General features: G+C 70.9%; 23 protein-coding genes and 1 pseudogene. 15 read left to right on the top strand and 9 right to left on the bottom strand.

Annotation, left to right across the window (positions count from 1 at the left end; all coding sequences use genetic code 11):
• Positions 1–262, top strand: a 262-nt coding sequence (locus tag GAK38_RS07195) for an IS3 family transposase (protein ID WP_291774508.1), incomplete at its 5' end; no start/stop codon positions are given.
• A 29-nt stretch (positions 263–291) separates the two neighbouring features.
• Here the strand turns inward: GAK38_RS07195 and GAK38_RS07190 are convergent.
• The 3 genes and pseudogenes from GAK38_RS07190 to GAK38_RS07180 all read right to left on the bottom strand — a co-directional run.
• Positions 292–621: pseudogene (locus GAK38_RS07190) on the bottom strand (aldo/keto reductase); the annotation flags it as partial.
• 27 nt (positions 622–648) lie between these two features.
• Complete coding sequence (locus GAK38_RS07185) at positions 649–1173, bottom strand: DUF1003 domain-containing protein (protein WP_325342725.1); 525 nt, start codon at positions 1171–1173, stop codon at positions 649–651.
• 108 nt (positions 1174–1281) lie between these two features.
• Positions 1282–3528, bottom strand: coding sequence for a TonB-dependent siderophore receptor (locus GAK38_RS07180; protein ID WP_325342723.1), 2247 nt, complete (start codon positions 3526–3528; stop codon positions 1282–1284).
• A gap of 287 nt (positions 3529–3815) precedes the next feature.
• On the opposite strand from GAK38_RS07180, the gene hemE reads away from it, so the two are divergent.
• A complete protein-coding gene (gene hemE, locus GAK38_RS07175) occupies positions 3816–4931 on the top strand; it encodes a uroporphyrinogen decarboxylase (protein ID WP_325342721.1) in 1116 nt (371 codons plus the stop codon).
• 431 nt (positions 4932–5362) lie between these two features.
• Here hemE and GAK38_RS07170 read toward each other — a convergent pair whose 3' ends face one another.
• The gene (locus GAK38_RS07170) at positions 5363–5578 is read right to left on the bottom strand and encodes a hypothetical protein (protein WP_325342719.1); all 216 of its coding nucleotides are present in this window, start codon (positions 5576–5578) and stop codon (positions 5363–5365) included.
• Here GAK38_RS07170 and priA point away from each other — a divergent pair.
• The gene (gene priA, locus GAK38_RS07165; RefSeq protein WP_325342717.1) at positions 5577–7676 is read left to right on the top strand and encodes a replication restart helicase PriA; all 2100 of its coding nucleotides are present in this window, start codon (positions 5577–5579) and stop codon (positions 7674–7676) included. The genes GAK38_RS07170 and priA overlap by 2 nt on opposite strands.
• Before the next feature lie 64 nt (positions 7677–7740).
• Here priA and GAK38_RS07160 read toward each other — a convergent pair whose 3' ends face one another.
• Positions 7741–8700, bottom strand: a complete 960-nt coding sequence (locus GAK38_RS07160) for an AEC family transporter (RefSeq protein ID WP_443089172.1) — start codon at positions 8698–8700, stop codon at positions 7741–7743.
• A 78-nt stretch (positions 8701–8778) separates the two neighbouring features.
• Between GAK38_RS07160 and GAK38_RS07155 the strand changes: the two genes are divergently transcribed.
• Genes GAK38_RS07155 through GAK38_RS07145 form a run of 3 tightly spaced genes read left to right on the top strand, consistent with a single transcriptional unit; the run spans position 8779 to position 12529 of the window.
• The gene (locus GAK38_RS07155; protein ID WP_325342713.1) at positions 8779–10866 is read left to right on the top strand and encodes an ATP-dependent helicase; all 2088 of its coding nucleotides are present in this window, start codon (positions 8779–8781) and stop codon (positions 10864–10866) included.
• The gene (locus GAK38_RS07150; RefSeq protein WP_325342711.1) at positions 10863–11315 is read left to right on the top strand and encodes a hypothetical protein; all 453 of its coding nucleotides are present in this window, start codon (positions 10863–10865) and stop codon (positions 11313–11315) included. The genes GAK38_RS07155 and GAK38_RS07150 overlap by 4 nt, the downstream gene beginning before the upstream one ends.
• Positions 11249–12529, top strand: coding sequence for a phospholipase A (locus tag GAK38_RS07145; RefSeq protein ID WP_325342709.1), 1281 nt, complete (start codon positions 11249–11251; stop codon positions 12527–12529). Before GAK38_RS07150 ends, GAK38_RS07145 begins: the two co-directional genes overlap by 67 nt.
• 303 nt (positions 12530–12832) lie before the next feature.
• Here the strand turns inward: GAK38_RS07145 and GAK38_RS07140 are convergent, their stop codons facing one another.
• The 4 genes from GAK38_RS07140 to GAK38_RS07125 form a co-directional block, all read right to left on the bottom strand.
• The gene (locus GAK38_RS07140; protein ID WP_325342707.1) at positions 12833–13207 is read right to left on the bottom strand and encodes a hypothetical protein; all 375 of its coding nucleotides are present in this window, start codon (positions 13205–13207) and stop codon (positions 12833–12835) included.
• 104 nt (positions 13208–13311) lie between these two features.
• A complete protein-coding gene (gene ggt / locus GAK38_RS07135) occupies positions 13312–15033 on the bottom strand; it encodes a gamma-glutamyltransferase (protein WP_325342735.1) in 1722 nt (573 codons plus the stop codon).
• 201 nt (positions 15034–15234) lie between these two features.
• Positions 15235–16170, bottom strand: coding sequence for an ROK family protein (locus tag GAK38_RS07130; RefSeq protein ID WP_325342733.1), 936 nt, complete (start codon positions 16168–16170; stop codon positions 15235–15237).
• A gap of 21 nt (positions 16171–16191) precedes the next feature.
• Entirely contained in the window at positions 16192–16386 is a 195-nt protein-coding gene (locus GAK38_RS07125; RefSeq protein WP_325342705.1) for a DUF2905 domain-containing protein, read from the bottom strand.
• 184 nt (positions 16387–16570) lie between these two features.
• Between GAK38_RS07125 and GAK38_RS07120 the strand changes: the two genes are divergently transcribed.
• From GAK38_RS07120 to ssuD, 9 genes are all read left to right on the top strand, one after another.
• Complete coding sequence (locus tag GAK38_RS07120) at positions 16571–17014, top strand: DUF4870 domain-containing protein (protein WP_325342703.1); 444 nt, start codon at positions 16571–16573, stop codon at positions 17012–17014.
• Between the two features lie 406 nt (positions 17015–17420).
• Positions 17421–18662, top strand: a complete 1242-nt coding sequence (locus tag GAK38_RS07115; protein WP_325342701.1) for an SfnB family sulfur acquisition oxidoreductase — start codon at positions 17421–17423, stop codon at positions 18660–18662.
• Between the two features lie 16 nt (positions 18663–18678).
• Complete coding sequence (locus tag GAK38_RS07110; protein ID WP_325342699.1) at positions 18679–19920, top strand: SfnB family sulfur acquisition oxidoreductase; 1242 nt, start codon at positions 18679–18681, stop codon at positions 19918–19920.
• The gene (locus GAK38_RS07105; RefSeq protein WP_325342697.1) at positions 19920–21284 is read left to right on the top strand and encodes an LLM class flavin-dependent oxidoreductase; all 1365 of its coding nucleotides are present in this window, start codon (positions 19920–19922) and stop codon (positions 21282–21284) included. Before GAK38_RS07110 ends, GAK38_RS07105 begins: the two co-directional genes overlap by 1 nt.
• A gap of 28 nt (positions 21285–21312) precedes the next feature.
• Positions 21313–22146, top strand: a complete 834-nt coding sequence (locus GAK38_RS07100) for a MetQ/NlpA family ABC transporter substrate-binding protein (protein ID WP_325342695.1) — start codon at positions 21313–21315, stop codon at positions 22144–22146.
• Between the two features lie 47 nt (positions 22147–22193).
• The gene (locus GAK38_RS07095; RefSeq protein WP_325342693.1) at positions 22194–23000 is read left to right on the top strand and encodes a MetQ/NlpA family ABC transporter substrate-binding protein; all 807 of its coding nucleotides are present in this window, start codon (positions 22194–22196) and stop codon (positions 22998–23000) included.
• A gap of 15 nt (positions 23001–23015) precedes the next feature.
• Positions 23016–24197 (top strand): methionine ABC transporter ATP-binding protein, encoded by a 1182-nt coding sequence (locus GAK38_RS07090; protein WP_325342691.1) that lies wholly within the window; start codon positions 23016–23018, stop codon positions 24195–24197.
• Entirely contained in the window at positions 24169–24831 is a 663-nt protein-coding gene (locus GAK38_RS07085) for a methionine ABC transporter permease (RefSeq protein WP_325342689.1), read from the top strand. Before GAK38_RS07090 ends, GAK38_RS07085 begins: the two co-directional genes overlap by 29 nt.
• A 12-nt stretch (positions 24832–24843) precedes the next feature.
• Positions 24844–25980, top strand: coding sequence for an FMNH2-dependent alkanesulfonate monooxygenase (gene ssuD / locus GAK38_RS07080; RefSeq protein WP_325342688.1), 1137 nt, complete (start codon positions 24844–24846; stop codon positions 25978–25980).
• Positions 25981–26040: the final 60 nt, after the last annotated feature.

Here is a 26040-nt window from a genome sequence, read left to right as displayed (position 1 = left end):
GCGCGAGCACCGCGCCCTGTTGGAGCAATACGCTTTGATCGCCAGCATGAGTGCCAGAGGCAACTGCTACGACAACGCAGCAATGGAGAGTTGGAACCACAGTCTGAAGGTCGAGGCCATCCATGGTGAACACCTCGCCACACGGGAGCAGGCCAAGGCTCATGTGTTTGACTACATTGAGGTTGACTACAATCGGATCCGGCTGCACTCGACCCTGGGCTACCTCAGCCCAGAGCAGTACGAGCTGGCCAATGTCGCTTAGATAGGTGTCCGTAAATCAGGGGCAAGATCATACAGGTCCAGCCGGCCGGTGCCCAGGCGCGTCAGGCTCTGCGTCAGCGCCCGGCGCAGCGGCGCCTCGGCCGTCGCGTGGTGCGGATAGACCTTGGAGACGAGGAAGACCTCGTCGCGCCGGCCGGCGACGGCGCGGCCGATGAGTTCCTCGGAGCGGCCGTCGCCATACATCTCGGCCGTGTCGATCAGGCGCAGGCCGGCGTCCAGGCCAGCCTGGAGCGCGGCGATCTCCTGTGCGACCGGCCGACGACCTTCGCCGATGTGCCAGGAGCCCAGGCCCAGGGCGGGCACGGCGGGGCCGTGGGGGAAGGCGACGGGAGGGCTCAAGCGGCCCTCCGGAAACGGGAAAAAAGTCTAGCGCTTGGCATGTTCGTGCTCGGCCTTGACGATCTGGTTGAGCACCGCCTCGGGGTCGGTGTCGCGCGCCAGCGCGTTCACCTCTTCCAGCAACCGGTCATCGACGCCGACCCTGGCCGCGACCTCGGTCATCAGCCGCATCAGCGCGGTCGTCTCTCGCTCGTTGAGCAGGTTGATCTGCAGGTCCAGGTGGTGGCGCCGCTCACTTTCCACCGCGTCGAGGTTCTGGCTGATCAGGATGAAGATCGACAGGAAGATCGCCTCTAGCGAGACGGTGGTGATCAGGAAGGTGAACGGGTACGGGTCGAAGGCCCACGGCCCTAAGTTCCAGCCGATCCAGGCGACGAAGAACGCCAGGTTGACCCAGAAGAATCCGAGGGTGCCGCACCAGCGGGCGATGCTGCTGACGATGCGGTGGCTGCGCGGCTTGCGGTGCCGGCGTTTTTCTTCATGGCAGAGCAGCGCCTCAATGTTCTTGTGGGTGAGCTGCTCGATGGCGGGGTTGACGGCATGCCGGTCCATGGTGGGCGGATCGTCGCGCGGCGCCGGCCGGCCGGCGTTTCACCGCGTAACGTCCCGCGACGGGGGTGCGTCATCCATAGCCCCGGGGCAGGGACCCGGCCGGCGCGGTCAGAACGAGGCGGTCAGCGAGGCGTAGAACGCCCTGCCGGGCTCGTTGTAGGTTTCGGCGCCGGCGCCGGGGATGTTGTTGACGGTCTGGGTGTTGCCGCGCCGGTAGAGCCGCTTGTCGAACAGGTTGCTGATGCCGGCGGTCAGGCGCAGGTTCTTGCTGATGCGGTAGTTGCCGCTCACGCCGACCAGCGCGTAGGGCGCGCGCTCGGCGGTGGCGGTGCCGGTGGCGAGGTTGCCGTAGAAATCGTATTTCTTGGGCTTCTGCCGGCCGTAGGCCGTCACCGTCGCCTGCAGGCCGAGCTGGCCGGTCGCCCGCCATTCGAGCGTAGAGTTGAGGGTGTATTTCGGGATGATCGACAGCACCTCGCCCGTGGTCTTGTTGACCGAGTCGGTCATGTAGGTGAAGTTGTTGGACCAGTCCACGGTGCGCGACAGCGGCAGCTTGAAGGTGCCCTCGAAGCCCTGTACCAGCGCGCGCGGGACGTTGGTCCACTGGTAGATCCAGGAGGAGCCGGTGGTGCCGGTGACGCTCTGGCCCGCGTCAATCTTGTTGCGGTAGTCGTTGCGGAACCAAGTCAGGCCGGCGAGCAGGCCACCGTTGCGGTACTCGATGCCGAGCTCCTTGTTGACGCTGGTCTCGGGCTTGAGGCTGCTGTTGCCCAGGAGGTAGCAGCCGTAGCTGCCGGTGCCGCCCCAGCAGCCCTGGCCGGCGCTGTAGAGGACGTAGTTGGGGTTGGACTGGTACAGGTTGGGCGCCTTGTAGGCGCGCGCAATGCCGGCCTTGACGGTCCAGTTCTCGGCGAGGACCTTCGAGAGGTTGAGCGCTGGGCTCCAGTTGCTGCCGGACTGGGTGTGGTGGTCGAAGCGCAGGCCGGGCGTGAGGATCAGGCTGTCGCTCAGGCCGATGTTGTCCTCGGCGAACACCGAGAGGATGGTGCCGGATGTTCCTGTGTCGCGGCCGGTGGCCGAGACGCCGGTGATCGCGCCCGCGCTGCTCGTGGACAGCGACAGCGAGTTGGGGTCGGTCAGCGTGGAGTGCACAGCCTCCGCGCCGAGCGTGAACACTTGGCTGTAGCCGCCGACGCGGCTCGGCACGTTGACCTCGGAGTGCAGCGTGTAGTCCTTCAGCCGCGCCGTGCTGATGCCGGTGCCGAGCATGCAGTAAACGCTCGTGAAGGTGCAGAAGATGCCCTCCACGCCGCCGGCCAGCCCCTCGTTGTAGCGGGTGTTGCGGGTACTCGTGTACTGCAGGTACGACAGCGATGTGCCGAAGTCGTACTTGCCCTTGTGCGTCAGGGCGAAATTCTCGCGGTACATGCGGTTGGTCTCGGCGCCCACCAGGCTCGTGACCAGCGTGTTGCTGTTGGTGTTCTGCGTGTTGCCCGCGTAGATGTTGCCCTGGCGGCTGAAGCCTGCGTCCAGGTCCAGCGTGTGGCCGCCTCCCAGGCGCCAGCTCAGGCGGCCCGCGAGGTCGCGGTTGCGCACGCCCTCGCGGCCAGCCGGGTAGGACCCGGCCTGCGTGCCGGTGCGCGTGTAGGCGTGGTCCTTGTTGATGTCGGCGGCGTCGGCGTCGGTCTTGTTGACGTTGCCGTAAAGGCGGTAGGAGAAGTCCTCGCCGAGCGGGCCGCCGAGGTCGAACGTAGTGCGGCGCGTCTTGCCGTCGGCCGAGTGCGTCGGCTGGTTGGCGTAGAAGGTGATGGAGCCGTGCGTCTCCTTGGCCGGCCCCTTGGTGATGATGTTGACCACGCCGCCGGCCGCGCCGTTGCCGTAGCGCGCGGCGGCCGGGCCGCGGATCACCTCGATGCGCTCGACCTCCTCGGCCGGCACCCAGTTGGTGTCGCCGCGGGTGTCGCGCTCGCCGCGCCAGCCGTAGCGCACCGAGTTGCGGCTGGTCACGGGCCTGCCGTCGATAAGCACCAGCGTGTTCTCCGGCCCCATGCCGCGGATGTCGATCTGCCGGTTGTTGCCGCGCTGGCCGCTGGTGGAGTTGCCCGTGAGGTTCACGCCGGGCTGGGTGCGGATGGTCTCGGCGAGGTCGTTGGCCGGCGGACGCTTCTCGATGTCCTCGGCCGTGATGACCGAGACGCCCGGCGCCTGCTTGAGCTCCTGCTCGGCCGTGCCGACCACCTGGACTTCCGACAGGGTCGCATCGGCCGCATGGGCCGCAGCAGTGCACAGCGCGAGCGCGGCGGCCGCAGCCAGCGGCGAGAGGGGCAGCGAGCGGGGAAGGGGGAGGGAACGCATGTTTTTACTGTGGTATGGCGTTGTGGAGAAGGGGCCGCGGGCCGGAACGGCGCGGCACGCAGAGGGCCGTAATGATATTCATTTATATTCTGACAGTGTGGGTACCCGACAGGGGCCACGGCCACTGCGGGCCCTGCGGCGGGACCGGCTCGCGGCGCTGCCGCGCCGGCCCTCCGGTACACTGCCCGCGCCTTCCGGCGTCGGTGCCGGACACCGCGTGCGCACCGCAGCGCGGCCGGCCGCGCCGTTTCCCGTCAGTCTTTCCCGCCTCCACGAGCCGCCGTCCCATGTCCTTCGCCCCCCTGCTCAACGACAGCTTCCTGCGCGCGTGCCGCCGCCAAGCCACCGACCACACCCCTGTCTGGCTGATGCGTCAGGCCGGCCGCTACCTGCCGGAATACGTGGCCACGCGCGCGAAGGCCGGCAGCTTTATGGGCCTGGCGACCCATGTGGATTACGCCACCGAGGTCACCCTGCAGCCGCTCGCGCGCTACCCGCTCGACGCCGCCATCCTCTTCAGCGACATCCTCACCGTGCCCGACGCCATGGGCCTGGGCCTGTCGTTCGCCGCCGGCGAAGGCCCGCGCTTCGCCCACCCGGTGCGCGACGAGGCCGCCGTGGCTGCACTGGCCGTGCCCGATCCCGAAAAACTGCGCTACGTGTTCGATGCCGTCACCTCGATCCGCACGGCGCTCAACGGCCGCGTGCCGCTGATCGGCTTCTCGGGCAGCCCGTGGACGCTGGCCTGCTATATGGTGGAGGGCGCGGGCTCCAGCGACTACCGGCTCATCAAGACCATGCTCTACAGCCGGCCCGACCTGCTGCACCGCATCCTCGCGATCAACGCCGACGCCGTGGCCGCCTACCTCAACGCGCAGATCGCCGCCGGCGCGCAGGCGGTGATGGTCTTCGACAGCTGGGGCGGCGTGCTGGCCGACGGCGCCTTCCAGGCATTCAGCCTGGCCTACACCCGCCGCGTCCTGGCGCAGCTGCGCCGCACCGGCGACGACGGCCAGGACGTGCCGCGCATCGTCTTCACCAAGGGCGGCGGCCTCTGGCTCGACGCCATGGCCGAACAGCTGGACTGCGAGGTGCTGGGCCTGGACTGGACGGTGGACCTGGGCGCCGCCCGCGCGCGCGTCGGCGGCTCCGCCGGCGGCCCCGGCAAGGCGCTGCAGGGCAACCTGGACCCGAACGTGCTGTTCGCCCCGCCCGCGCGCGTGGCCGAGGAGGCCCGCCGCGTGCTCGACCGCTTCGGCGCGCCGCACACCGACCCCGCAACGATCGGGCCGACCCACATCTTCAACCTGGGCCACGGCATCAGCCAGTACACCCCGCCGGAGCACGTGGCCGCACTGGTCGAGGCGGTGCACAGCCATTCGCGGGCGCTGCGCCGCGGCTGAGTAGGCTCAGATCAAACAGCTCTTGACTTATGCACAAAACACGCGGCGGCGCTCCATGTTGCAGCGCACCAGCCGGCGCGGCGGGTGCGCTGGCCGGCTCGCACGTAAACCGTTGATTTCAAAAGGATCCGTGCCGCGGCCGATGTGTGCGCCGAGGGCCGCCAAGCCTTGGCGGGCACGGCTTGGCGGCGGTTTCAGGCCCTTCTATCAACAAAGTTATCCACAGGCTCGGCGTCTGGCGGCTGGATTGCTGAAAAATCAAGGCGTTAGCAAAGATTTGGAAGGTGAATTGGCATCTTTCGCGTTGCCGGACCGGCAGGCCGGCAGGAGCGCGGGCGCACTTATGCACACGGGCGGTGCAACGGATGCGACAGGCAGATACGCCCCAAAGCTGGCGCCGCACTTTCTGATCGGATTGCAACCCGTTGATTTCACTCGCCATTTGTTTGAACCACATGAAAAACCTGCACACCGGGTGCTTGACTGCTGGACAGCCGCAGTGGAGAAGCTCTCGCGCTATCAACAAAGTTATCCACAGAAATTCGCTCTTTTCCCGCTGAAAGCCCGGCCTGACAAGTACTTGCGGCGGCTTTTGCCCAGGCCGCCTGAACAGCAGCCGCCGCTGACTCCGCACTTTCGACCACCATGTCCGTCCTGCTCCCCGTCGCGGTACCCACGCCGGCCCACAGCGCCCTGGCCGGGCTGCTGACCTACCGCAGCGCCCGGCCCCTGCCGCCGGGCACGCTGGTGCGCGTGCCGTTCGGGCGGCGCGAGGTGCTGGGCGTGGTCTGGGACGGCGACCAGGCGCCGGCGGACACGGCCGATGGCAGCATCGCCATGCGCGACGTGGCCGGCGTGCTCGACGGCCTGGCGCCGCTGGGCGCGGCCTGGCGCGCGCTCGTCTCGTTCGCCGCGCGCTACTACCAGCGCGCGCCCGGCGAGGTCGCGCTGGCCGCGCTGCCGCCGCAGCTGCGCGAACTCAGCACGGCCCAGCTGGCGCGCCGGCTCAGGCGCGACGGCGGCGCGGGCGGCGGCGCGCCCCCGCCCGCGCCGCTGGAGCCGACGCCCGAGCAGGCCGCGGCGCTGCAAGCCCTGGCCGAGGGCAATGGCCCGTTCCTGCTGTTCGGCGCCACCGGCAGCGGCAAGACCGAGGTCTACCTGCAAAGCGTGCAGTCGCTGCTCGCGGCCGACCCCGACGCGCAGGCGCTGGTCATGGTGCCGGAGATCAACCTCACGCCCCAGCTGGAGCAGCGCTTCGCCGCGCGCTTTGGCGCCGCGGCCGTCGTCTCGCTGCACAGCGGCATGACGAACCCGCAACGCCTGCGCAGCTGGCTCGCGGCCCACGCGGGCGCAGCGCGCATCGTGCTCGGCACGCGCATGGCGGTGTTCGCGTCGCTGCCGCGCCTGAGGCTCATCGTGGTCGACGAGGAGCACGACCCGAGCTACAAGCAGCAGGAGGGTGCCCGCTACTCGGCGCGCGACCTGGCCGTCTGGCGCGGCCACAGCGAGGCGGCGCGCGTGATTCTCGGCTCGGCCACGCCGTCGCTGGAGAGCTGGTACCAGAGCCGTCCGCCCGATGCCGCCACGGGTGACGCGGGCGGGCGCTACCGGCGGCTCGTCATGCCCAGCCGCATCGGTGCCGGCGCGCTGCCGCGCGTCAAGCTGGTGGACATGAACCAGCAGCCGCGCGGCACCGTGCTGTCGGCTCCGCTGCTGGGCGCTTTGCGCGAGCGCATCGCGCGCGGCGAGCAGTCGCTCATCCTGCTGAATCGCCGCGGCTATGCGCCGGTGCTGCACTGCGGCGACTGCGGCTGGAAGAGCGAATGCCCGCACTGCAGCGCCTACCGCGTCTTCCACAAGATCGACCGCACGCTGCGCTGCCACCACTGCGGCTTCACCGAGCCGGTGCCGCGCGCCTGCCCGGCCTGCGGCAACCCGGACATCGCACCGCTCGGCCGCGGCACCGAGCGCATCGAGGAGTATATAGCCGAAGCGTTCGCCGATTGTGCACGGCCAAATGGAACCCCTGCCTGTATAGTGCGCATCGACGCCGACAGCACGCGCGTCAAGGGCGCGCTGGAGCAGCAGTTGGCCGCGGTGCACGACGGCAGCGTTGACGTGCTGGTCGGCACCCAGATGGTGGCCAAGGGGCACGACTTCCGCCGCATCACGCTGGTGGCCGCGGTCAACCCGGACGGCGCGCTGTTCTCCAGCGACTTCCGCGCGCCCGAGCGGCTGTTCGCGCTCCTGATGCAGGCGGGCGGCCGGGCGGGGCGCGACGCCGCTTTCGTGGCGGCGCAGCAGGCGCAGGCCGAACTCTGGGTACAGACCTTCCATCCGCAGCACAGCCTGTTCGCCGCGCTGCGCCGCCACGACTACCCGGCCTTCGCCGCGCAGGAACTGGCCGACCGCGAGATGGCCGCCATGCCCCCGTTCGGCTTCCAGGCGCTGGTGCGCGCCGAGGCCCGCACGCAGGAGGCCGCCCAGGCCTTCCTGCAGGACGCCGCAGCCGCGGCGCCGCAGCTGCCGGGCGCCGAGCGGGTCACCTGCTACCCGGCGGTGCCGATGGCCATCCAGCGGGTGGCCGACATCGAGCGCGCCCAGATGCTGGTCGAAAGCCCTTCGCGGGCAGCGCTGCAGCGCTTTCTGACCGCCTGGCAGGCAGTACTGGCGGCCACGCGCGCGGCGCCGGCCCACCGCGGGCTGATCCGCTGGGCGGTGGATGTGGATCCGCTGAGCATCTGACCTCGATGGCGCGGTGGACCCGCGGGAAATCGCGCCGGCGTGGCATTCGCAGGCGGCGGCGGGCTCAGCCAGCCAGCAGCGCCACGGCCGCCGAGAAGGTGAAGAACGCCAGCACGGTCGACACCAGGATGATCCGCGCCACGCGCCCGGTGTGCGCGCCGAAGCGCTCGGCCAGCAGCGACACGTTGCTCGCCGCCGGCAGCGCCGCCGCCAGCACCAGCGCATGCAGCGCGAACCGGCTCAGCGGCAGGCCGGCGGCGATGGTCGCATGGCCCGCGGCCCAGACCAGCAGCGGATGCAGCAGCAGCTTGGCCAGCGCCAGCGGCACGTAGTCGCGCGCCGGCACGCGCTCGTGGCTGTTCATCTGCGAGCGTGCCAGCACCGCGCCGATGGTGAACAGCGCCACCGGCGAGGCCGCGTCGGCCAGCAGGCCGACGGTGCGGGCGACCGGGCCGGGCAACGCCAGCCGCAGGACGGACACGGTGGCGCCGAGCGCGATGGACCACGGCATCGGATTGACCAGCATGCCGTGCAGCACGCGCCGCAGCGCCCGGACCGGACTGCCGCCGCCGTCGAGCCGCGACAGCGCGATGCACAGCGACGAGGTGACGACCATGTCGACCACCATCGTCAGGATCACCGGCCCGGCCGCTGCCGCGCCCAGCAGCGCCACCACCAGCGGCACGCCCATGAAGCCGGTATTCGGAAAGGCGCAGACCAGCGCGGCGAAGGCCGCATCGTTCCAGCCGATCCCACAGCGCCGCAGCCAGGCCAGCGCCAGCGCGACCATCGCCAGGCCGCAGGACAGGTAGACGCCGGCGGCGCTGCCGTCGAGCAGCTGGCCGATCGGCGTGTTCGCGCCAAAGCGAAACAGCAGGCACGGCAGTGCGAAATACAGCACGAAAGCGTTGAGCCCGGGAATGGCCGCCGGGGGCAGCAGGCCGCGGCGGGCGGCGGCATAGCCGGCGGCGACGAGCGCGAAGAAGGGGAAGGTGGCGGCGAGGATGGCAAGCACGGGCGGCATTCTCCCGCAGCGGGCCGTCCGGCGCAGCAGGCAGGTATGATTCGCAGCTTTGCCCGTTCCGACCCGAACCGATCCGCGATGTCCGCCGGCCTGAACCTCGCCCAGCTCGAAGCCGTCCACTACATCGGCGGCCCCGCCCTGGTGCTGGCCGGCGCAGGTTCGGGCAAGACGCGGGTCATCACCCACAAGATCGGCCGGCTGATCGAAGCCGGGCTGGAGCCCAGGCGCATCGCGGCCATCACCTTCACCAACAAGGCCGCCGCCGAGATGCGCGAGCGGGCCAAGGGGCTGATCGGCCGCAAGGCCAAGGACGTGGTGGTCTGCACCTTCCACGCCCTGGGCGTGCGCATCATGCGCGAGGACGGCGCGGTGCTGGGCCTGAAGCCCCAGTTCAGCATCCTCGACGCCGACGACGTGACCGGCATCCTCAAGGACGCCGCCAGCGGCACGGCCGACGCGGCCACCGCGCGCCAGTGGCAGTGGCTGATCAGCAAGTGGAAGAACATGGGCTTCAATGCCCAGGAGGCCCTGGCCCAGGCTGCGGACGACAACGAGCGCATCGTCGCCCAGGTCATGGCGCGCTACGAGGAACGCCTGACCGCCTACCAGAGCGTCGATTTCGACGACCTGATCAGCCTGCCGCTGAAGCTGCTGCGCGACTTCCCCGCCGTACGCGAGAAGTGGCAGTCCATGCTCGGCCACGTGCTGGTGGACGAGTACCAGGACACGAATGCCACCCAGTACGAGCTGTTCAAGCTCATCGCCGGCGCGCGCGCGCGCTTCACCGCCGTGGGCGACGACGACCAGAGCATCTACGGCTGGCGCGGCGCCACGCTGGACAACCTGAAGAAGCTGCCGGTCGACTTCCCGACGCTCAAGGTCATCAAGCTGGAGCAGAACTACCGCTCCACCAGCGCGATCCTGCGCGCGGCCAACAACGTGATCGGACCCAACCCGAAGCTGTTCCCGAAGACGCTGTTTTCCGAACTGGGCGAAGGCGAGCCGGTGCGCGTGGTCGATGCCGACAGCGAAGAGCACGAGGCCGAGCGCGCCGTCGCCCGCATCCTGGGCCTGCGGGCCTCGTCGCAGTGGAAGGACTGGCGCGACTTCGCCATCCTCTACCGGGCCAACCACCAGGCCAAGCCGTTCGAAAAGGCGCTGCGGCGCGCCAACGTGCCCTACAAGGTCTCGGGCGGCACCAGCTTCTTCGACCGCGCCGAGATCCGCGACCTGTGCGCCTGGTTCCGCCTGTGGATCAACAACGACGACGACCCGGCCTTCCTGCGCGCGGTGACGGTACCCAAGCGCGGCATCGGCCACACCACGCTCGGCAGGCTCGGCGAATTCGCGCAGCAGAACCGCCAGAGCCTGTTTGCCGCGCTGTTCAACGCCATGCTGCCGAGCGTGGTGCCGGCCAAGGCGCTCGCGGGCCTGCACGAGTTCGGCCGCTACGTGAACGACCTGGAATACCGCGCCCGCCACACCCTGGGCGCCGAGAGTTCGCGCGCCTTCCTCATGGACTGGCTGGGGGAGATCGGCTACGAGCAGCACCTCTACGCCGGCGAGGACAGCGAGAAGGTGGCGGCCGCGCGCTGGAACAACGTGCTGGAGTTCTGCGACTGGATGAGCCAGCGCGCCGGCGGCCAGCTCGCCGACGCCTCGGGCGCCGACGCGGCCGCCGCGCCGGGCGAGACCAAGAGCCTGCGCGAGGTGGCGCAGACCGTCTCGCTGCTGTCCACGATCAGCGAGCGCGAGCAGGACCAGGACGTGGTCACGCTCTCGACGCTGCACGCGTCCAAGGGCCTCGAATGGCCGCACGTGATGCTGGTCGGCGTGACCGAGGGGCTGCTGCCGTTCAAGCTCGACGACGAGGAAGGCCGCCAGCAGAAGGTCAGCGACGAGACCGCCGCCCGGCTGCAGGAGGAGCGCCGCCTGATGTACGTGGGCATCACGCGCGCCCAGCGCACGCTGTCCGTGAGCTGGACGCGAAAGCGCAAGAAGGGCCGCGAGATGGTGCCGGCCCAGCGGAGCCGCTTCATCGCCGAGATGGCGCTCGACCAGTCCACCGCGCGCGAAGACCCGCGCGAGAAGCTCAAGGCGCTGCGCGCCGAGTTCGCGCGCAAGGCGGCCGAAGCCAAGGCGGCGTCCGGGGCTCCGTCCGCATGACTTCCTTTGCAGGCAGGGCCGCCGGCCTGACGATCCTGCTGGCCTGGGCCGGCATCGCCGCGGCGCAGGCGCCCTGCCCGGCCGCCGACGACGTGACCCAGCGCGAGCTGATCGGCCGCTGGCAGGCCACCTTCGCCGACGGCCGCGCACCGCGCATCCTCAAGCTCTGGCAGCACCCGGAACTCGCCGCCAGCGTGCGCGGCGAGGTCGAACGGGGTGACGCCGTTGCCGCACGCGCGCCAAGTCCGCGTCCTGTCCTACTTGCCGGCGACGTCAATCACGGAGAATTCACGCTCGAAGAATCCGCCGACGGCACCCACATCAGCGGCACCTGGATCGGCCAGGTGACCATGCCGTCTTGCGGCAAGGAGATCACCGGAACATGGACCGACGAGCCCGACGACCCCAGCCGCAGCCCCGGCTTCACCCTGCGCAAACTGGAGCCCTGAGCACCGCCCGCCCGCCCGAAGGGGCTCGCACCGTGGTGCGAAGCACGAAGGCTGCGGTGAGCGCTGCGGCCCTCTTTGCCGCGCTCCTTTCGCCGTCGACCCACGCCCAGCCCGCGGTCCAGGCCGCCGCCGCGCCCGGCGTCGCATGGCAGCGCTGTGCGGCCATCACCTCCGACAAGGACGCCCGCCTGGCCTGCTTCGACCAGTGGGCCGGCCAGCAGGCCTGGCAGGGGCGCGACACGCCGCAGGCCACTGCGGCATCGGCCGCGGTCGACGCCGGCAATGAGCCGCCCAAGCCGGTCGACACCACGCTGCCGGCCACCCGCATCATCGGCGTGGCCGAATCCGAGGGCTGTCACGACCGGCAGTATTCCGACCTGTCGCGCGCCTGGGAACTGGAGAAGGCCACCGACTGCGGCACCTTCGGCCTGCGCAGCTACCGGCCGATCACGCTGTCGCTGGTGCGCGGCGACGTGGTCAACCGCCAGCTCACGTCCGACGCCAGCGGCCACGACGCCACCAGCAGCACCGACTACCGCCACACCGAGACGCGCATCCAGTTCTCCGTGCGCACCAAGCTGGCCCAGGGCCTGCTCACGCAGGGCGACCCGACGCGGCAGGATTCGCTGTGGTTCGGCTACACGCAGCAGTCGTACTGGCAGGTGTTCACGCCGCAGCTTTCGCGCCCGTTCCGCGCGACCGACTACGAACCCGAGGTGATGTACGTCTACCCGACCGAGGCGCAGCTGCCTTTCGGCTGGCGCTGGCGTTACAGCGGTATCGGCTTGGTGCACCAGTCCAACGGCCAGAGCCTGCCGCTGTCGCGCAGCTGGAACCGCGTCTACCTGATGACCGGCGCCGAACTGGGCAACAAGTGGACGCTGCAGGCCCGAATCTGGAAGCGCCTGCACGAGAGCGCCGACAACGACGACAACCCGGGCATCAGCAACACCATCGGCCGGGCCGAGGTGCGCGCCGCCTGGAACTACGACCGCGACAACAGCCTGGCCGCCACCGTGCGCACCGCGCTGGCCGGCAACCCAGGCCGCGGATCCGTGCGGCTGGAATGGATGCAGACCCTGGGCCGCGCGGTCAACAACCGCACCAGCCTGCGGCTGCACACCCAGTTCTTCACCGGCTATGGCGACAGCCTGATCGACTACAACCGCAAGCGCAACGTGCTGAGCGTGGGTTTCAGCCTGGTGGATTTTTAGAGCATCCCCCCGAGCGGCTGTGCCGCTTCCCCCTTCTCTTCGCATTGCTGCGCGATGCGGGAAGGGGGCGAGAACCGCGGCTGCATGCCCGCCCGCGCGGGCATGGACGGGGCCGAGCGCCCCGGCGCTGCGGGCGGCCCTTGCGCGGGTCTGCTGGCCTCGGCCGCGCCGGATTTTGGCGCCTCGCCCTCATATGGGGTCGGTCGCCCTCGACCCTTTGGAAAAGGAGGGATGATTACATACCCCCCACCCTAATGCTCCATAGCGCGCCATTTTTAGGCGCAGCAGCCCTATACTCCTACATCAAGCCCTTGCCGTCGCCGCCTGCAGCTTGCCGTGCGGCAGCGTTGCCAGGCGTCGGAACATGCGGCGGCAGTAGCCGCTGATGCGCAGGCAGTTGTTGATCTCGTCGACCGGCAACGGGCCGGAGACGACGACGATGCCGTTGGCCTCGTCCAGCGCACCCGCGGCGCGCAGGCGGCGGCGGGTGTGACTGGCCCACGACTGGATGCGCGCGGGGCTGCCGTGCTGGTGGACCTGCCCGGTGTGCAGGTCGAACGCGATGGCGACGTTGTCGGTCTTGAGCCGGAATCGCCGCTCGCCGGTCACCGTGCTCGGCGCATCCCGCAGGTCGTACAGGTAATAGCTGCCGGAACGCAGCTGGTATTGCAGGTCCATGAAAGCTCCTCTCGATGGCATTGTCGAACCCGAGGGGTCGGGCCATTGTGGAGGAAAGGGCGGCAAATCCACCCCAGCTTGCGCTTTTGCAGGTAACCAGCCGTTCAGAACCCCAAAGCCAGACCGCTGTTGCGCCGCGGATCGTTGGCGCCATAGAAGCGGTTGCCGTCCACCGGCTTGCCGCCGAGCGACGGCGCACCGATCAGGATCGCCGAGAGATGGTTGGCCGGCTGCGGCGCGCCGAGCTTGTGGCCCCAGTCGGTCAGCAGCCGGCGGGTGTCGGGCGATAGGGCATAGGGCTCGACGTTGGTCACGTCCGGCAGCCACTGCTGGTGGAAGCGCGGCGCATCGACCGCCTCCTGCACGTTCATGCCGTAGTCCACCACGTTGAGGATGGTCAGCAGCACGGCCGTGATGATGCGGCTGCCGCCCGGCGTGCCGAGCACGAGCAGCGGCTTGCCGTCCCTGCCGTCGACGATGGTCGGGCTCATCGACGACAGCGGCCGCTTGCCCGGCGCGATCGCGTTGGCCTCGCCCTGCACCAGGCCGTAGAGGTTGGGCACGCCGACCTTGGCGGTGAAGTCGTCCATCTCGTCATTGAGCAGCACGCCGGTGCCCTCGGCCGTGACGCGGGCGCCGAACCAGTCGTTCAACGTATAGGTGACCGAGACGGCATTGCCCCACTTGTCGGCGATCGAGTAGTGGGTGGTGTTGCTGCCCTCGTGCGGCGCCACGCCGGGCTTGATCTCTTCGGACACGCCGGCGCGGTCGGGCGCGATGGCGGCGCGGATCTGCGCGGCGTAGCCCTTGTCGAGCAGGCGCGGCAGCGGGTTCTTCACGAAGTCCGGGTCGCCGAGGTAGCTGTTGCGGTCCACATACGCGTGGCGCATGGCCTCGATCTGGTAGTGCACGCCCTGCGCCGCACCCCAGCCCCACTCCTTGAGCGGATAGCCTTCGAGGATGTTGAGGATCTCGCAGATGGCCACGCCCCCGGAGCTGGGCGGCGGCGCCGAGACGACCTTGTAGCCGCGGTAGTCGCATTCGACCGGCGGCAGTTCGCGCACCGCGTACTGGTCCAGGTCGGCCTGGGTGATGAGGCCCCTGCCGGCGCGGCTCGACGCGACGAGGGCCTCGGCCACCGGCCCCTTGTAGAAGCCGTCGTTGCCGTGGCGCGCGATGGTGCGCAGCGTGCGCGCCAGGTCCTTCTGCACCAGCGTGTCGCCCACCTTGTACGGCGCGCCGCCGTTCTTCAAAAAGATCGCCGCGGAGGCCGGGTCGCGCCGCAGGTCCTCCGTCGCGGTGGCGAACATGTCGACGTCGCCCTGGTCGAGCGTGAAGCCGCGGTCGGCCAGCGTGATGGTTGGCGCGATCAGCGCGGGCCGCGGCTGGGTGCCGTACTTGGCGCGCGCGTATTCGAGCCCGGCCACCGTGCCCGGCACGCCCACGGCCAGGTGGCCGCGCGTGCTCAGGCCTTTGACGACGTTGCCGTCCTTGCCCAGGTACATGGCGGCCGTGGCGCCAAGCGGCGCCTTCTCGCGGAAGTCGAGGAAGGTGCGGCGGCCGTCGGCCAGTTGCACCGTCATGAAGCCGCCGCCGCCCAGGTTGCCCGCGGCCGGGTAGACGACCGCGAGCGCATAGCCCACGGCCACGGCCGCGTCGATGGCGTTGCCGCCGCGCTCCAGGATCTCCACGCCGACCTGGGACGCGAGGTGCTGCGCGGTGACGACCATGCCGTTCTCGGCCGCCACCGGCGCCTGCGACGCCGCATGGCCCGGCACCGCGGGCACCAGGGCGACGGCCAGCACCAGCACGGCCGCCGCGGTCATGCGCAGGCCGGCCGGGCGCCGGCGAAGGGAGGGATGCGGTGCGGTCGTCATGGTCGGTCTCCTGGAGGGTCGGGGCGCACGGTAGCGCCGGTCCGGGGCGCCGCCGTATCCGTCTGTAGCAGGCGCCCGGCGGGGGGATCATATACCCCCACCATTACCATGTCAGAGCCTGCGATCCTCGCCGGCTTCCAGCACATACCCTTATACCACCAGGGCCAGCGCCGCGAAGTCCCCGACCCGCTCGCCGAGTCCGGCCGGCAGCAGCCGCACGCCGGCGGTCAGCGGCGGCAGGTGGTCCGCGACCTGCGCCTGCAGCCGCGGCAGCAGGAAGTCGCGGTGGTGCCAGAACACGCTGCCGCCCAGGCTGATGGCCTGCAGGTCCAGCAGGGCCACGGTGTTGTAGAGCGCGCGGCCCAGCACCCGGCAGGCTTCGTCGACCACGGCCGTCGCCTCGGCATCGCCGGCCTCGGCGGCCTCGAACAGGCCCCGCGCATCCTTCCAGCCGTGGCCCGACGCCGCGGCGCGCCGGCCGATCGCGCTGCCGGCGACCAGCGCCTCGACGTCGCCGTAGTTGCCGCAGCCGCAGAGCGCGCCGGTGGCGTCGTCGCTCACGAACATGTGGCCGCCGTGGCCGGCGTTGCCGTTCTTGCCGCGCAGGATGCGGCCGTCCACGCACAGGCCCATGCCCACGCCGGTGCTCCAGGTCACGTAGGCGCAGTGGTCCAGCCCGCGCAGCGCGCCCCAGCGGCGCTCGGCCTCCAGCGCGGCCACGCCGTCGTTCTCGACGCGCAGCGCGGCGAAGCGCGCGCGCAGCGGCGCCTCCAGCGGCGCCCGGGTCCAGTCGTTGGGCAGGCCGCGCCCCGGGCCGGCCAGACCGCCGCAGATGTTGGGCGCGGCCAGGGCGATCAGGCCGTCCTCGATGACGAAGGGTCCGCAGGACGACACGCCGGCCTCGCGCACCGCGCGCGGATCGACGCCGGCCTCGGCGCAGGCCTCGTCCACCAGCCGGATCACCTGCCGCGCCAGCGCGCCGTCGTCGCCCTCCCTGGCCGTGGGCTCGCTGCGCCGCCAGCGCGGCTCGTGGGCCGCCAGGCTGACTGCGACTTTCGTGCCGCCGATATCGATACAGGCCTTCATCATTCGCGACGTCTCCTCGTCCTAGATCACCTTCGAAATCACCCCCGCCAGCAGGCTCAGCAGCACGGTGGTGGTCAGCGGAATGAAGCATTCGCGCCCGAACAGGCGGAAGCGGAAGTCCCCCGGCAGCCGCCCGAACCCCAGGCGCTGCAGCCAGGGCGTGAGGCCGTTGATGAGCAGCAGCGCGAGGAAGACGACGATAAGCCAGCGGATCATCGCGGTAGTGTAGGCCCGAACGCTGAGCATATGCGCGGCGCTTCTAGCGACAGGTACACGGCAGGCTTCCCTCGGCCACGCACTCTGCCTACGATGCGCCGCGGAGGGCGGCCCGGCCGGCCGGGCCGCCCTCCCACCCATACGCCTTTCGTCCCGGCCCATACCAGCCACAGCAGGAGCCTCCATGAGCGAATCCGACAACAACCGCGGCGCCGCGTTCGACCCGCCCGCTGCGCCCGCCGTGCCCGCGCCGGCTGCGGCCGGCGTCCCCGGCAGCGATGAACGCCAGTGGGCGCTGTTCGCCCACCTGTCGGCCTTCACCGGCGTGTTCACCGCCGACCTGGGCGCCGTGGTCGGGCCGCTGATCTTCTGGCTGGTCAAGAAGGACACCCTGCCCTTCGCCGCCGCGCATGCGAAGGAGGCGCTCAACTTTAACATCACGCTGGCGCTGGCCGGCGTGGTGCTGTTCCTGATCACGCTCGTGACCTTCGGCTTCGGCGTCCTGCTGGCCGTGCCGCTGGCCATCGTCATCGGCATCGGCTGGGTGGTGCTGACCATCATCGCCACCATCAAGGCCGGCAACGGCGAGGCCTACCGCTACCCGTTCACGCTGCGGCTGGTGAAGTAGCCCTCCTGCCAGGACAGGCGCTGACCACCGGGCAACAGCGCGGCGCGCAGACTGTGCGCCATCCAACACCGCTCGCGGCACAGGCCCGGGCGCCCGGGACGCATCTGCACCGCGCGGCCCGAGGGAAGACGGCTTCGCGCCTGCGGCTGGCACGCCGCTGCGGGCTTGGCAAGGCCGCCAGCAACTAAGCATCGTCAGAAAAATTCGTGGGCTCCCGCGGGGGCCGCACGATGCAATCGGCCGATGCCTACCCTCCGCCCCCGGCGCGCGCCCGCCGACCGCCGTCCCGCCCGGCCATGACGGTCGCCGCCGTCCCGCGCCGCCGCCCGTCATCCGCCTCGCCGCGCACCAGGCCGCGCGCGCCGACATCGCGCCGGTGTTCCTCCCTCCACATACCCCCAGCTCCATGACTTCACACCGCCCGCCAGACGAGCGCTACCCGGCCATACCCCCGCCACCAGCCCGCATCGCCAGCGACGCCGAGGCGATCGCGGCCGCGCGGGCGCTGGCCGCGTCATTCGCGCCCGGCGCCGCCGCGCGCGACCGCGACCGCGTCCTGCCGTGGGACCAGCTCGACCAGTGGTCGGCCAGCGGCCTGGGCGCCATCACCGTGCCGCGCGAATACGGCGGCGCCGACGTGTCGTATGCCACGCTGGCCGAGGTGTTTGTGATCCTCAGTGCGGCCGACGGCTCGCTCGGCCAGATCCCGCAGAACCACTTCGGCCTGCTCGGCGTGCTGCGCGAGATCGGCTCGCCGGCGCAGAAGGCGCGGTTCTACGGCGAGGTGCTGGCCGGCCGGCGCCTGGGCAACGGCGGGCCCGAGCGCAAGTCGGCCGCGGCGCCCACCATCGTGCAGGGCGCCACGCGGCTGCGCCGGACCGCCGAAGGGCTGCGGCTGACCGGCACGCGCTTCTATTCGACCGGCGCGCTGTTCGCCCACCGCATTCCCACGCGCGCCACCGACGACGACGGCCGCGCGGTGCAGGTCTGGGTGCCGCGCGAGGCGCTGGGCCTCGCCGTCGTCGACGACTGGGACGCCTTCGGCCAGCGCACCACCGCCAGCGGCACCGTGGTGTTCGACGGCGTGCCCGTCGAGGCCGACGACGTGCTGCCCCTGTGGCAGCTGGCCGACCGGCCCGGCCTGTTCGGCCCCAATTCGCAGCTGGTGCAGGCCGCCATCGACCAGGGCCTGGCCCAGGCCGCAGTGGACGACGCGATCCGCTTCGTGCGCGAACGCGCGCGGCCGTGGGTCGATTCGGGCGTGGCCCATGCCCATGACGATCCGTACATCATCGCCGACGTCGGCCGCCTGGAGATCGACCTGCATGCCGCCCACGAGGTGCTGCTGGAGACCGGCCGCACACTCGACGCGATCGCCGCGCTGCCCGCCATTTCGGCCGAGGACAGCGCCCGCGCCTCGGTCGCCGTGGCCGAGGCCAAGGTGCTCACCACGCGCATCGCGCTCGAAGCCGGCGAGAAGCTGTTCGAGCTGGCCGGCTCGGCCGCCACCCGCGCGGCCCACAACCTCGACCGCCACTGGCGCAACGCGCGCGTGCACACGCTGCACGACCCGGTGCGCTGGAAATCGCACCTCATCGGCACCTACCACCTCAACGGCGTGCTGCCCGCCCGCCATTCGTGGAACTGAGCCCGCATCCGCCGCCATGACGACCACGACAACGAACCCGCAGCCCGCGCCCGCCGCGCCGCCGGCGCGCACGCCCGACCGCCTGGCCGACGATGCCGCCGCCATCGCCGCCGCGCACCGGCTGGCCGATGCCTTCGCGCCCGACGCCGCGCAGCGCGACCGCGACCGCATCCTGCCCTGGGACGAACTCGACGCCTTCGTCGCCAGCGGCCTCTGGGCCATCACCATCCCGCGCGAATACGGCGGCCCCGGCGTGTCGGCCGGCACGCTGGCCGAGGTGGTCGCCACCATCGGCACGGCCGACGGCTCGCTCTGCCAGATCCCGCAGAACCACTACTACGCGCTCGAAGTGCTGCGCGTGGGCGGCAGCGAGGCGCAGAAGCGCTTCTTCTACGGCCGCGTGCTCGCGGGGGAGCGCTTCGGCAACGCGCTGGCCGAGATCGGCCACAAGGACTTCAGGCGCCGCACCCGCATCGAGCCCGACGGCGACGGCGGCTGGCGCCTGCACGGCCAGAAGTTCTACTGCACCGGCGCACTGTTCGCGCACTGGATCCCGACGCTGGTCACCGCCCTGGAGGGCGAGCGCGAAGTGACCTGGCTCGCCTTCGTGCCGCGCAGCGCGCCGGGCGTCACGATCACCGACGACTGGGACGGTTTCGGCCAGCGCGTGACCGGCAGCGGCTCGGTCGCGTTCGACAACGTGCGCGTCGAGGCCGACTGGGTCGTGCCCTTCCTCGCCTCGTTCGAGCGGCCGACGACCATCGGCCCGTTCGCGCAGATCCTGCACGCAGCCATCGACCTGGGCCAGGCGCGCGGCGCGTTCGCCGCCACGCTGCCGTTCGTGCGCGAGCATGCCCGGCCGTGGATCGACGCCAAGGTCGAGCGCGCCGCGCAGGATCCGCTGCTGATCCAGCAGGTCGGCGACATCGCCGTGCGCATCCGCGCCGCCGAGGCGCTGGTGCGCCGCGCCGGCCGGTACCTCGACGCGGCCCAGGCCGCGCCGGACGAGCGCAGCGTGGCCGAGGCGTCCATCGCCGTGGCCGAGGCGCGCGCGCTGACCACGACCGCGTCGCTCGACGCCGGCACGCGCCTGTTCGAACTCGGCGGCACCGCCGCCACGCTGGGCCAGCAGGGCCTGGACCGCTTCTGGCGCAACGCGCGCACCCACACGCTGCACGACCCGGTGCGCTGGAAATACCACGCCGTGGGCAACTTTTACCTCAACGACCGCCTGCCGCCGCGGCACGGGGCCCTGTGATGGCCGAGGGCAGGCAGCAGATCCTGCTCAACGCGTTCAACATGAACTGCGTGGGCCACATCAACCACGGGCTGTGGACGCATCCGCGCGACCGCTCGGCCGACTACCGCACGCTGCCGTACTGGACCGGCCTGGCCCGCACGCTGGAGCGCGGCCTGTTCGACGGCCTGTTCATCGCCGACATCGTGGGCGTCTACGACGTCTACCAGGGCAACGTGGACGTGACGCTGCGCGAGTCGATCCAGCTGCCGGTCAACGACCCCATCGTGCTGGTCTCGGCCATGGCGGCCGCCACCCGGCATCTGGGCTTCGGCGTGACGGTCAACCTGACCTACGAGCAGCCCTACCTGCTGGCGCGGCGCTTCTCGACGCTCGACCATCTGACCCATGGCCGCATCGGCTGGAACGTGGTCACCGGCTACCTCGACAGTGCCGCGCGCGCCATGGGCCTGAAGGAACAGATTGCGCACGACGAGCGCTACGACCGCGCCGACGAGTACCTCGACGTGCTCTACCAGCTCTGGGAAGGCAGCTGGGAGGACGGTGCCGTGCGCCGCGACAAGGCCGAGCGCGTCTTCACCGATCCGGCGCGCGTGCACAAGGTCGTCCACCACGGCAGGTACTTCGACGTCGAGGGCTACCACCTGGCCGAGCCGTCGCCGCAGCGCACGCCGGTGCTGTTCCAGGCCGGCAGTTCGGGTCGCGGCCAGCGGTTCGCGGCGCGCCATGCCGAATGCGTGTTCATCTCGCCGCCGACGAAGGAGGCCGCGCGCAGGACCGTGCAGGCGCTGCGCGAACAGCTCGTGGCCGCGGGCCGGGCGCCCGGCGACATCAAGGTCTTCATGGGCACGGCCGTGGTCGCCGGCCGCACCGGGGCCGAGGCGCGCGAGAAATACGCCGACTACCGGGCCCATGCGAGCCGCGAGGCAGGCCTGGCCCACTTCGCCGCCAGCACCGGCATCGACTTCGCGCGCTACGACCTCGACGCGCCGGTGGACTATTCGCCGGGCAACGCCATCGAGTCGGCCACGCGCACGGCGCAGCAGCACGGCTGGACGCGCCGCAAGCTGCTGGAGCTGTTCGAGCTCGGCGGCCGCTACCCCGCCATCGTCGGCGACGCGCAGCAGGTGGCCGACGAACTGCAGGGCTGGATCGCCGACACCGGCATCGACGGCTTCAACCTCAGCCGCACCGTCGTGCCCGAGAGCTACGAGGGCTTCGTCGACCTCGTCGTGCCCGAGCTGCAGCACCGCGGCGTCTACAAGACCGCCTATGCCGAAGGCACGCTGCGCAGCCGCCTGTTCGGCGAGGGCGACCGGCTGCCGGCGCGCCATGCGGCCGCGGCGTTCCGGCGCTCCGCCTGATCCTCCTTCCCCTCTGCGACACACTGCCATGACACTCTCCCGCCTCCTGCTGTCCACCCTGGCCGCGCTGCTGTTCGGCACGGCCGCCGCGCAGACTCCGCCGCAGCAGCAGCCGCTGCGCATCGGCGTCACGCCCGGCGCCATCGCCGACTCGGTCGAGACCGCCGCCGCCGAGGCCCGCAAGCAGGGCCTGGAGGTGAAGGTCGTCGAGTTCACCGAATGGACCGGCCCGAACACGGCGCTCGAAGCCGGCGACCTCGACGCCAACTACTTCCAGCACCTGCCGTTCCTCGAAAACGCGGTGAAGGACCGGCACTACAAGTTCAAGGCGGTGGCCGTGGGGCTGCTGCCCAACCAAGGACTGTTCTCGCTCAAGTACAAGCGCTTCGCCGACCTGCCGGACGGCGCCCGCGTCGCGATCGCCAGCGATCCGGCCAACCAGGGCCGCGGACTCCTGCTGCTGCAGCGCGCCGGGCTCCTGCGGCTGCGCGACGGCGTGGGCGACAGGGGCCGGCTCGACGACGTGGTCGCCAACCCGAAGAAGCTCAAGCTCATCGAGATCGACGGGCCGCAGCTCGTGCGCTCGCTCGACGACGTGGACCTCGCGCAGGGCGTGACCTCGCACTACGTCGCCGCCGGCAAGGCCGACATCGCCGACCGCCACGGCCTGCTCTACACCGACGCGCAGGACGCGCGCTGGGCCATCCACTTCGTCGCGCGCGAGGACAACGCCAACGATCCGCGCCTGCTGCGCTTCATCCGCATCTACCAGGAGTCGCCCGCCGTGCGCGAGCGCATCCGCGCCTCCTACGCCAACAACGACAAGTTCTACAGCCTGCCGTGGCTCGGCGGCAAGCCGTAGCCATCCGCCCTTTTTCGCCCTCGTCTGCCATCGGAACCTTCGACACCATGAAACTCCGTCCCTTCTTCATCGCCCCCCTCCTCGCCCTCGCCATGCTGGGCGCCCATGCGGCCGACAAGCTGCGCATCGGCGTCGTGCCGGGCGCCTATGCCGACTCGGTGGCCGTCGCCGCCAGGGAGGCCAAGGCCCAGGGCATCAACGTCGAGGTGGTCGAGTTCACCGACTGGACCACGCCCAACGTGGCCGTCGATTCGGGCGACCTCGACATCAACTACTTCCAGCATCAGCCCTTCCTCGACAACGCGATCCAGAAGAACGGCTACAAGCTCGCCAGCGCGGGCACCGGCATCCTGGCCAACGTGGGCCTGTATTCGCTCAAGCACAAGACGGTGGCCGAGGTGCCGCAGGGCGGCAAGGTCGGCATCGCCAACGACCCGGTGAACCAGGGCCGCGGCCTCCTGCTGCTGCAGAAGGTCGGGCTCATCAAGCTCAAGCCCGGCGTGGGCTTCCTCGGCACCATCAACGATATCGTCGAGAACCCGAAGAAGCTCAGCTTCGTCGAAGTCGAAGGCCCGCAGCTGGTGCGCATCACGCCCGACGTGGACATCGCGCAGGGGTACCCGCACTTCATCGTGGCGGCCAAGGCGTTCGACCCGTCCAGCGGCCTGGCCTACTCGGGCATCGAGGACGCGCGCTTCGCCATTCAGTTCGTCGTGAAGGCCAACCGCACGCAGGACCCGGTGATCCAGAAGTTCATCCGCATCTACCAGAACTCGGAAGCGGTCAAGGCCGATACGCTGCGCGCCTTCTCGAACGACAAGCGCCTGTATACGCTGGCCTGGACCAAGCAGTAAGCAGGCGCGGCGGCGATGAATACCCCTTCGGCACTGCGCGGCGCGCCGTGGCCGGGCGCGCCGGCAGGCACGGCGGCGCCCGCCGCTGCCGGCGCCCGCGACGCAGCGGCCGCCCCGGCCCCCGGGGGCACCGGCACGGTGGCGTTCGAGGGCGTGGGCAAGGTCTACCCGTCCTCCGCCGGCGCGGTGGCGGCGCTGCAGGACATCAGCCTGGAGATCCCGGCGGGCAGCATCTTCGGCATCATCGGCCGCAGCGGCGCCGGCAAGTCGAGCCTGCTGCGCACCATCAACCGGCTGGAGCAGCCCACGTCGGGCCGCGTGCTGGTCGATGGCGCCGACATCGGCCGGTTCACCGAAGGCGAACTCGTCGCGCTGCGGCGGCGCATCGGCATGATCTTCCAGCACTTCAACCTGCTGTCGGCCAAGACGGTGCACGACAACGTGGCGCTGCCGCTGCGGGTGGCCGGCACGCCGCGCGCCGAGATCGTGCGCCGCGTGGCCGAGCTGCTGGCCCTCGTGGGCCTGCAGGACAAGCAGCACGCCTACCCGGCCCGGCTCTCGGGCGGGCAGAAGCAGCGCGTGGGCATCGCGCGGGCGCTGGCCACGGGCCCCGAGATCCTGCTGTGCGACGAGGCCACCTCGGCGCTCGACCCCGAGACCACGCAGTCCATCCTCGCGCTGCTGCGCGACATCAACCGGCGCCTGGGCATCACCATCATTCTCATCACGCACGAGATGAGCGTCATCCGCGAGATCGCCGACCGCGTGCTGGTGCTGGAGCAGGGCCGCATCGCCGAGCAGGGCGAGGTCTGGCAGGTGTTCGGCGCGCCGCGGCACGAGGCCACGCGCGCGCTGCTCGCGCCGCTGCAGCACGGCCTGCCCGACGACCTGCAGGAGCGGCTTGCGCCCGAGCCGCCCGCGGCCGGCCCCTACCGGCGCGTGCTGCGGCTGTCCTATACCGGCGCGGACGGCCTGGAGCCGGACTTCGCCCGCATCGCGCAGGCGCTGCAGAGCCCCGTGCGGCTGCTGCACGGCGGCGTGGACCGCCTCCGCGGCCATGCCCAGGGCCGCCTGCTGCTGTCCGTGCCCGGCAGCGCCGCGCTGCCGGATCTCGCAACGCTCGCGCAGGGGCCGCAGGCCATCGCGCATTCCATCGAGGTGATCGGTCATGTCGCTGGCGCTGACCATTCCGCTTGAGCGCTACACCCAGGCGTTCGCCGACACGCTGGCGATGGTCGGCGTCTCGGCCGCGATCGCCTTCGCCGCCGGCATCCCGCTGGCGGTGCTGCTGATCGTCACCGCGCCGGGCAGCTTCCTCGCGTCGCCGCGCATCCACCGCGTGGTGGGCAGCGTGGTCAACGGCTTCCGGGCCACGCCGTTCATCGTGCTGCTGGTCGCGCTGATCCCGTTCACGCGGCTCGTGGCCGGCACGACCATCGGCGTGTGGGCCGCCATCGTGCCGCTGGCGGTCAGCGCCACGCCGTTCTTCGCGCGCATCGCCGAGGTGAGCCTGCGCGCGGTGGATCCGGGCCTCGTCGAGGCGGCGCAGGCGATGGGCTGCCGCAAGTGGCACATCGTCTGGCACGTGCTGCTGCCCGAGGCGCTGCCGGGCATCATCGGCGGCTTCACGATCACGCTGGTGGCGCTCATCAGTTCCTCGGCCATGGCCGGCGCCGTCGGCGCGGGCGGGCTCGGCGACTTGGCGATCCGCTACGGCTACCAGCGCTTCGACACGCAGGTCATGGTCATCGTGATCGCCGTGCTGATCGCGCTCGTGACGCTGGTGCAGTTCACCGGCGACCGCTGGGTGCGCTGGCTGCGCAACCGTTGAAAGGAACGATCCATGAGCCTCGACATCTTCTGGTTCCTGCCCACCTCGGGCGACACGCGCTACCTCGGCAAGTCCGACTTCGGCCGGCCCGCGACCAACGACTACCTGCGCCAGATCGCGGTCACGTCGGAGAACCTCGGCTACGACGGCCTGCTGATCCCCACCGGCAGCTCGTGCCTCGACCCGTGGGTCACGGCCGCGAGCCTGGTGCCGGTCACGCGGCGCATCAAGCTGCTGGTGGCGCTGCGTACTTCGCTCGGCGGGCCGACGGCCTCGGCGCGGCAGGCGGCCACGCTCGACCAGGCGCTCGGCGTGGGGCGGCTGCTGCTCAATGTGGTGCCCGGCGGCGACGCGACCGAGCTGGCGGCCGACGGCGTGTTCCTCGACCACGACGCGCGCTACGCGGCCGGCGACGAGTTCCTCGGCATCTGGCGGCGGCTGCTGCAGGGCGAGAAGGTCGATTTCGACGGCACGCACCTGAAGGTGCGCGGCGCGCAAAACTTCCATGCGCCGGTGACGAAACCCTATCCGCCGCTCTACTTCGGAGGCTCCTCGCCCGCGGCGCACGAGCTGGCCGCCAAGCACGTGGACGCCTACCTGACCTGGGGCGAGCCGCCCGCGGCCGTGGCCGAGAAGATCGCCGACGTGCGCGAGCGCGCCGCGAAACACGGCCGCACCGTCCGCTTCGGCGTGCGGCTGCACGTGATCGTGCGCGAGACCAGCGAGGAGGCCTGGGCCGACGCCGACCGCCTCATCAGTCACCTGACCGACGACGACATCGCCGCCGCGCAGCGCAACTACGCGGGCATGGACTCGGTCGGCCAGAGCCGCATGGCCGCGCTGCACGGCGGCCGGCGCGACCGGCTCGTGGTGGGGCCCAACCTCTGGGCCGGCGTGGGCCTGGTGCGCGGCGGCGCGGGCACGGCGCTCGTGGGCAGCGCCGAGGAGGTCGCGGCGCGCCTGAAGGAGTACACGGACCTCGGCGTGGACAGCTTCGTGCTCTCGGGCTATCCGCACCTGGAGGAGGCGATCCGCTTCGCCGAACTCGTGTTCCCGCTGCTGCCGGGTAAGACCCCCGTGACGCTGCGCGACCAGGCACTGACCGGCGGCGCGTTCGACGTGCGGGCCACCACCCAGGACGCGCGGTGAGCACGGCGGAGACCTGCCCACCGGCTCCGGCACGGGCACAAAGGGCGCTCAGGCACATGC

Source organism: Xylophilus sp., from assembly GCA_009914555.1.
Classification (GTDB): Bacteria; Pseudomonadota; Gammaproteobacteria; order Burkholderiales; family Burkholderiaceae_C; genus WNDY01.
This window is presented reverse-complemented; position numbering and strand designations above follow the sequence as displayed.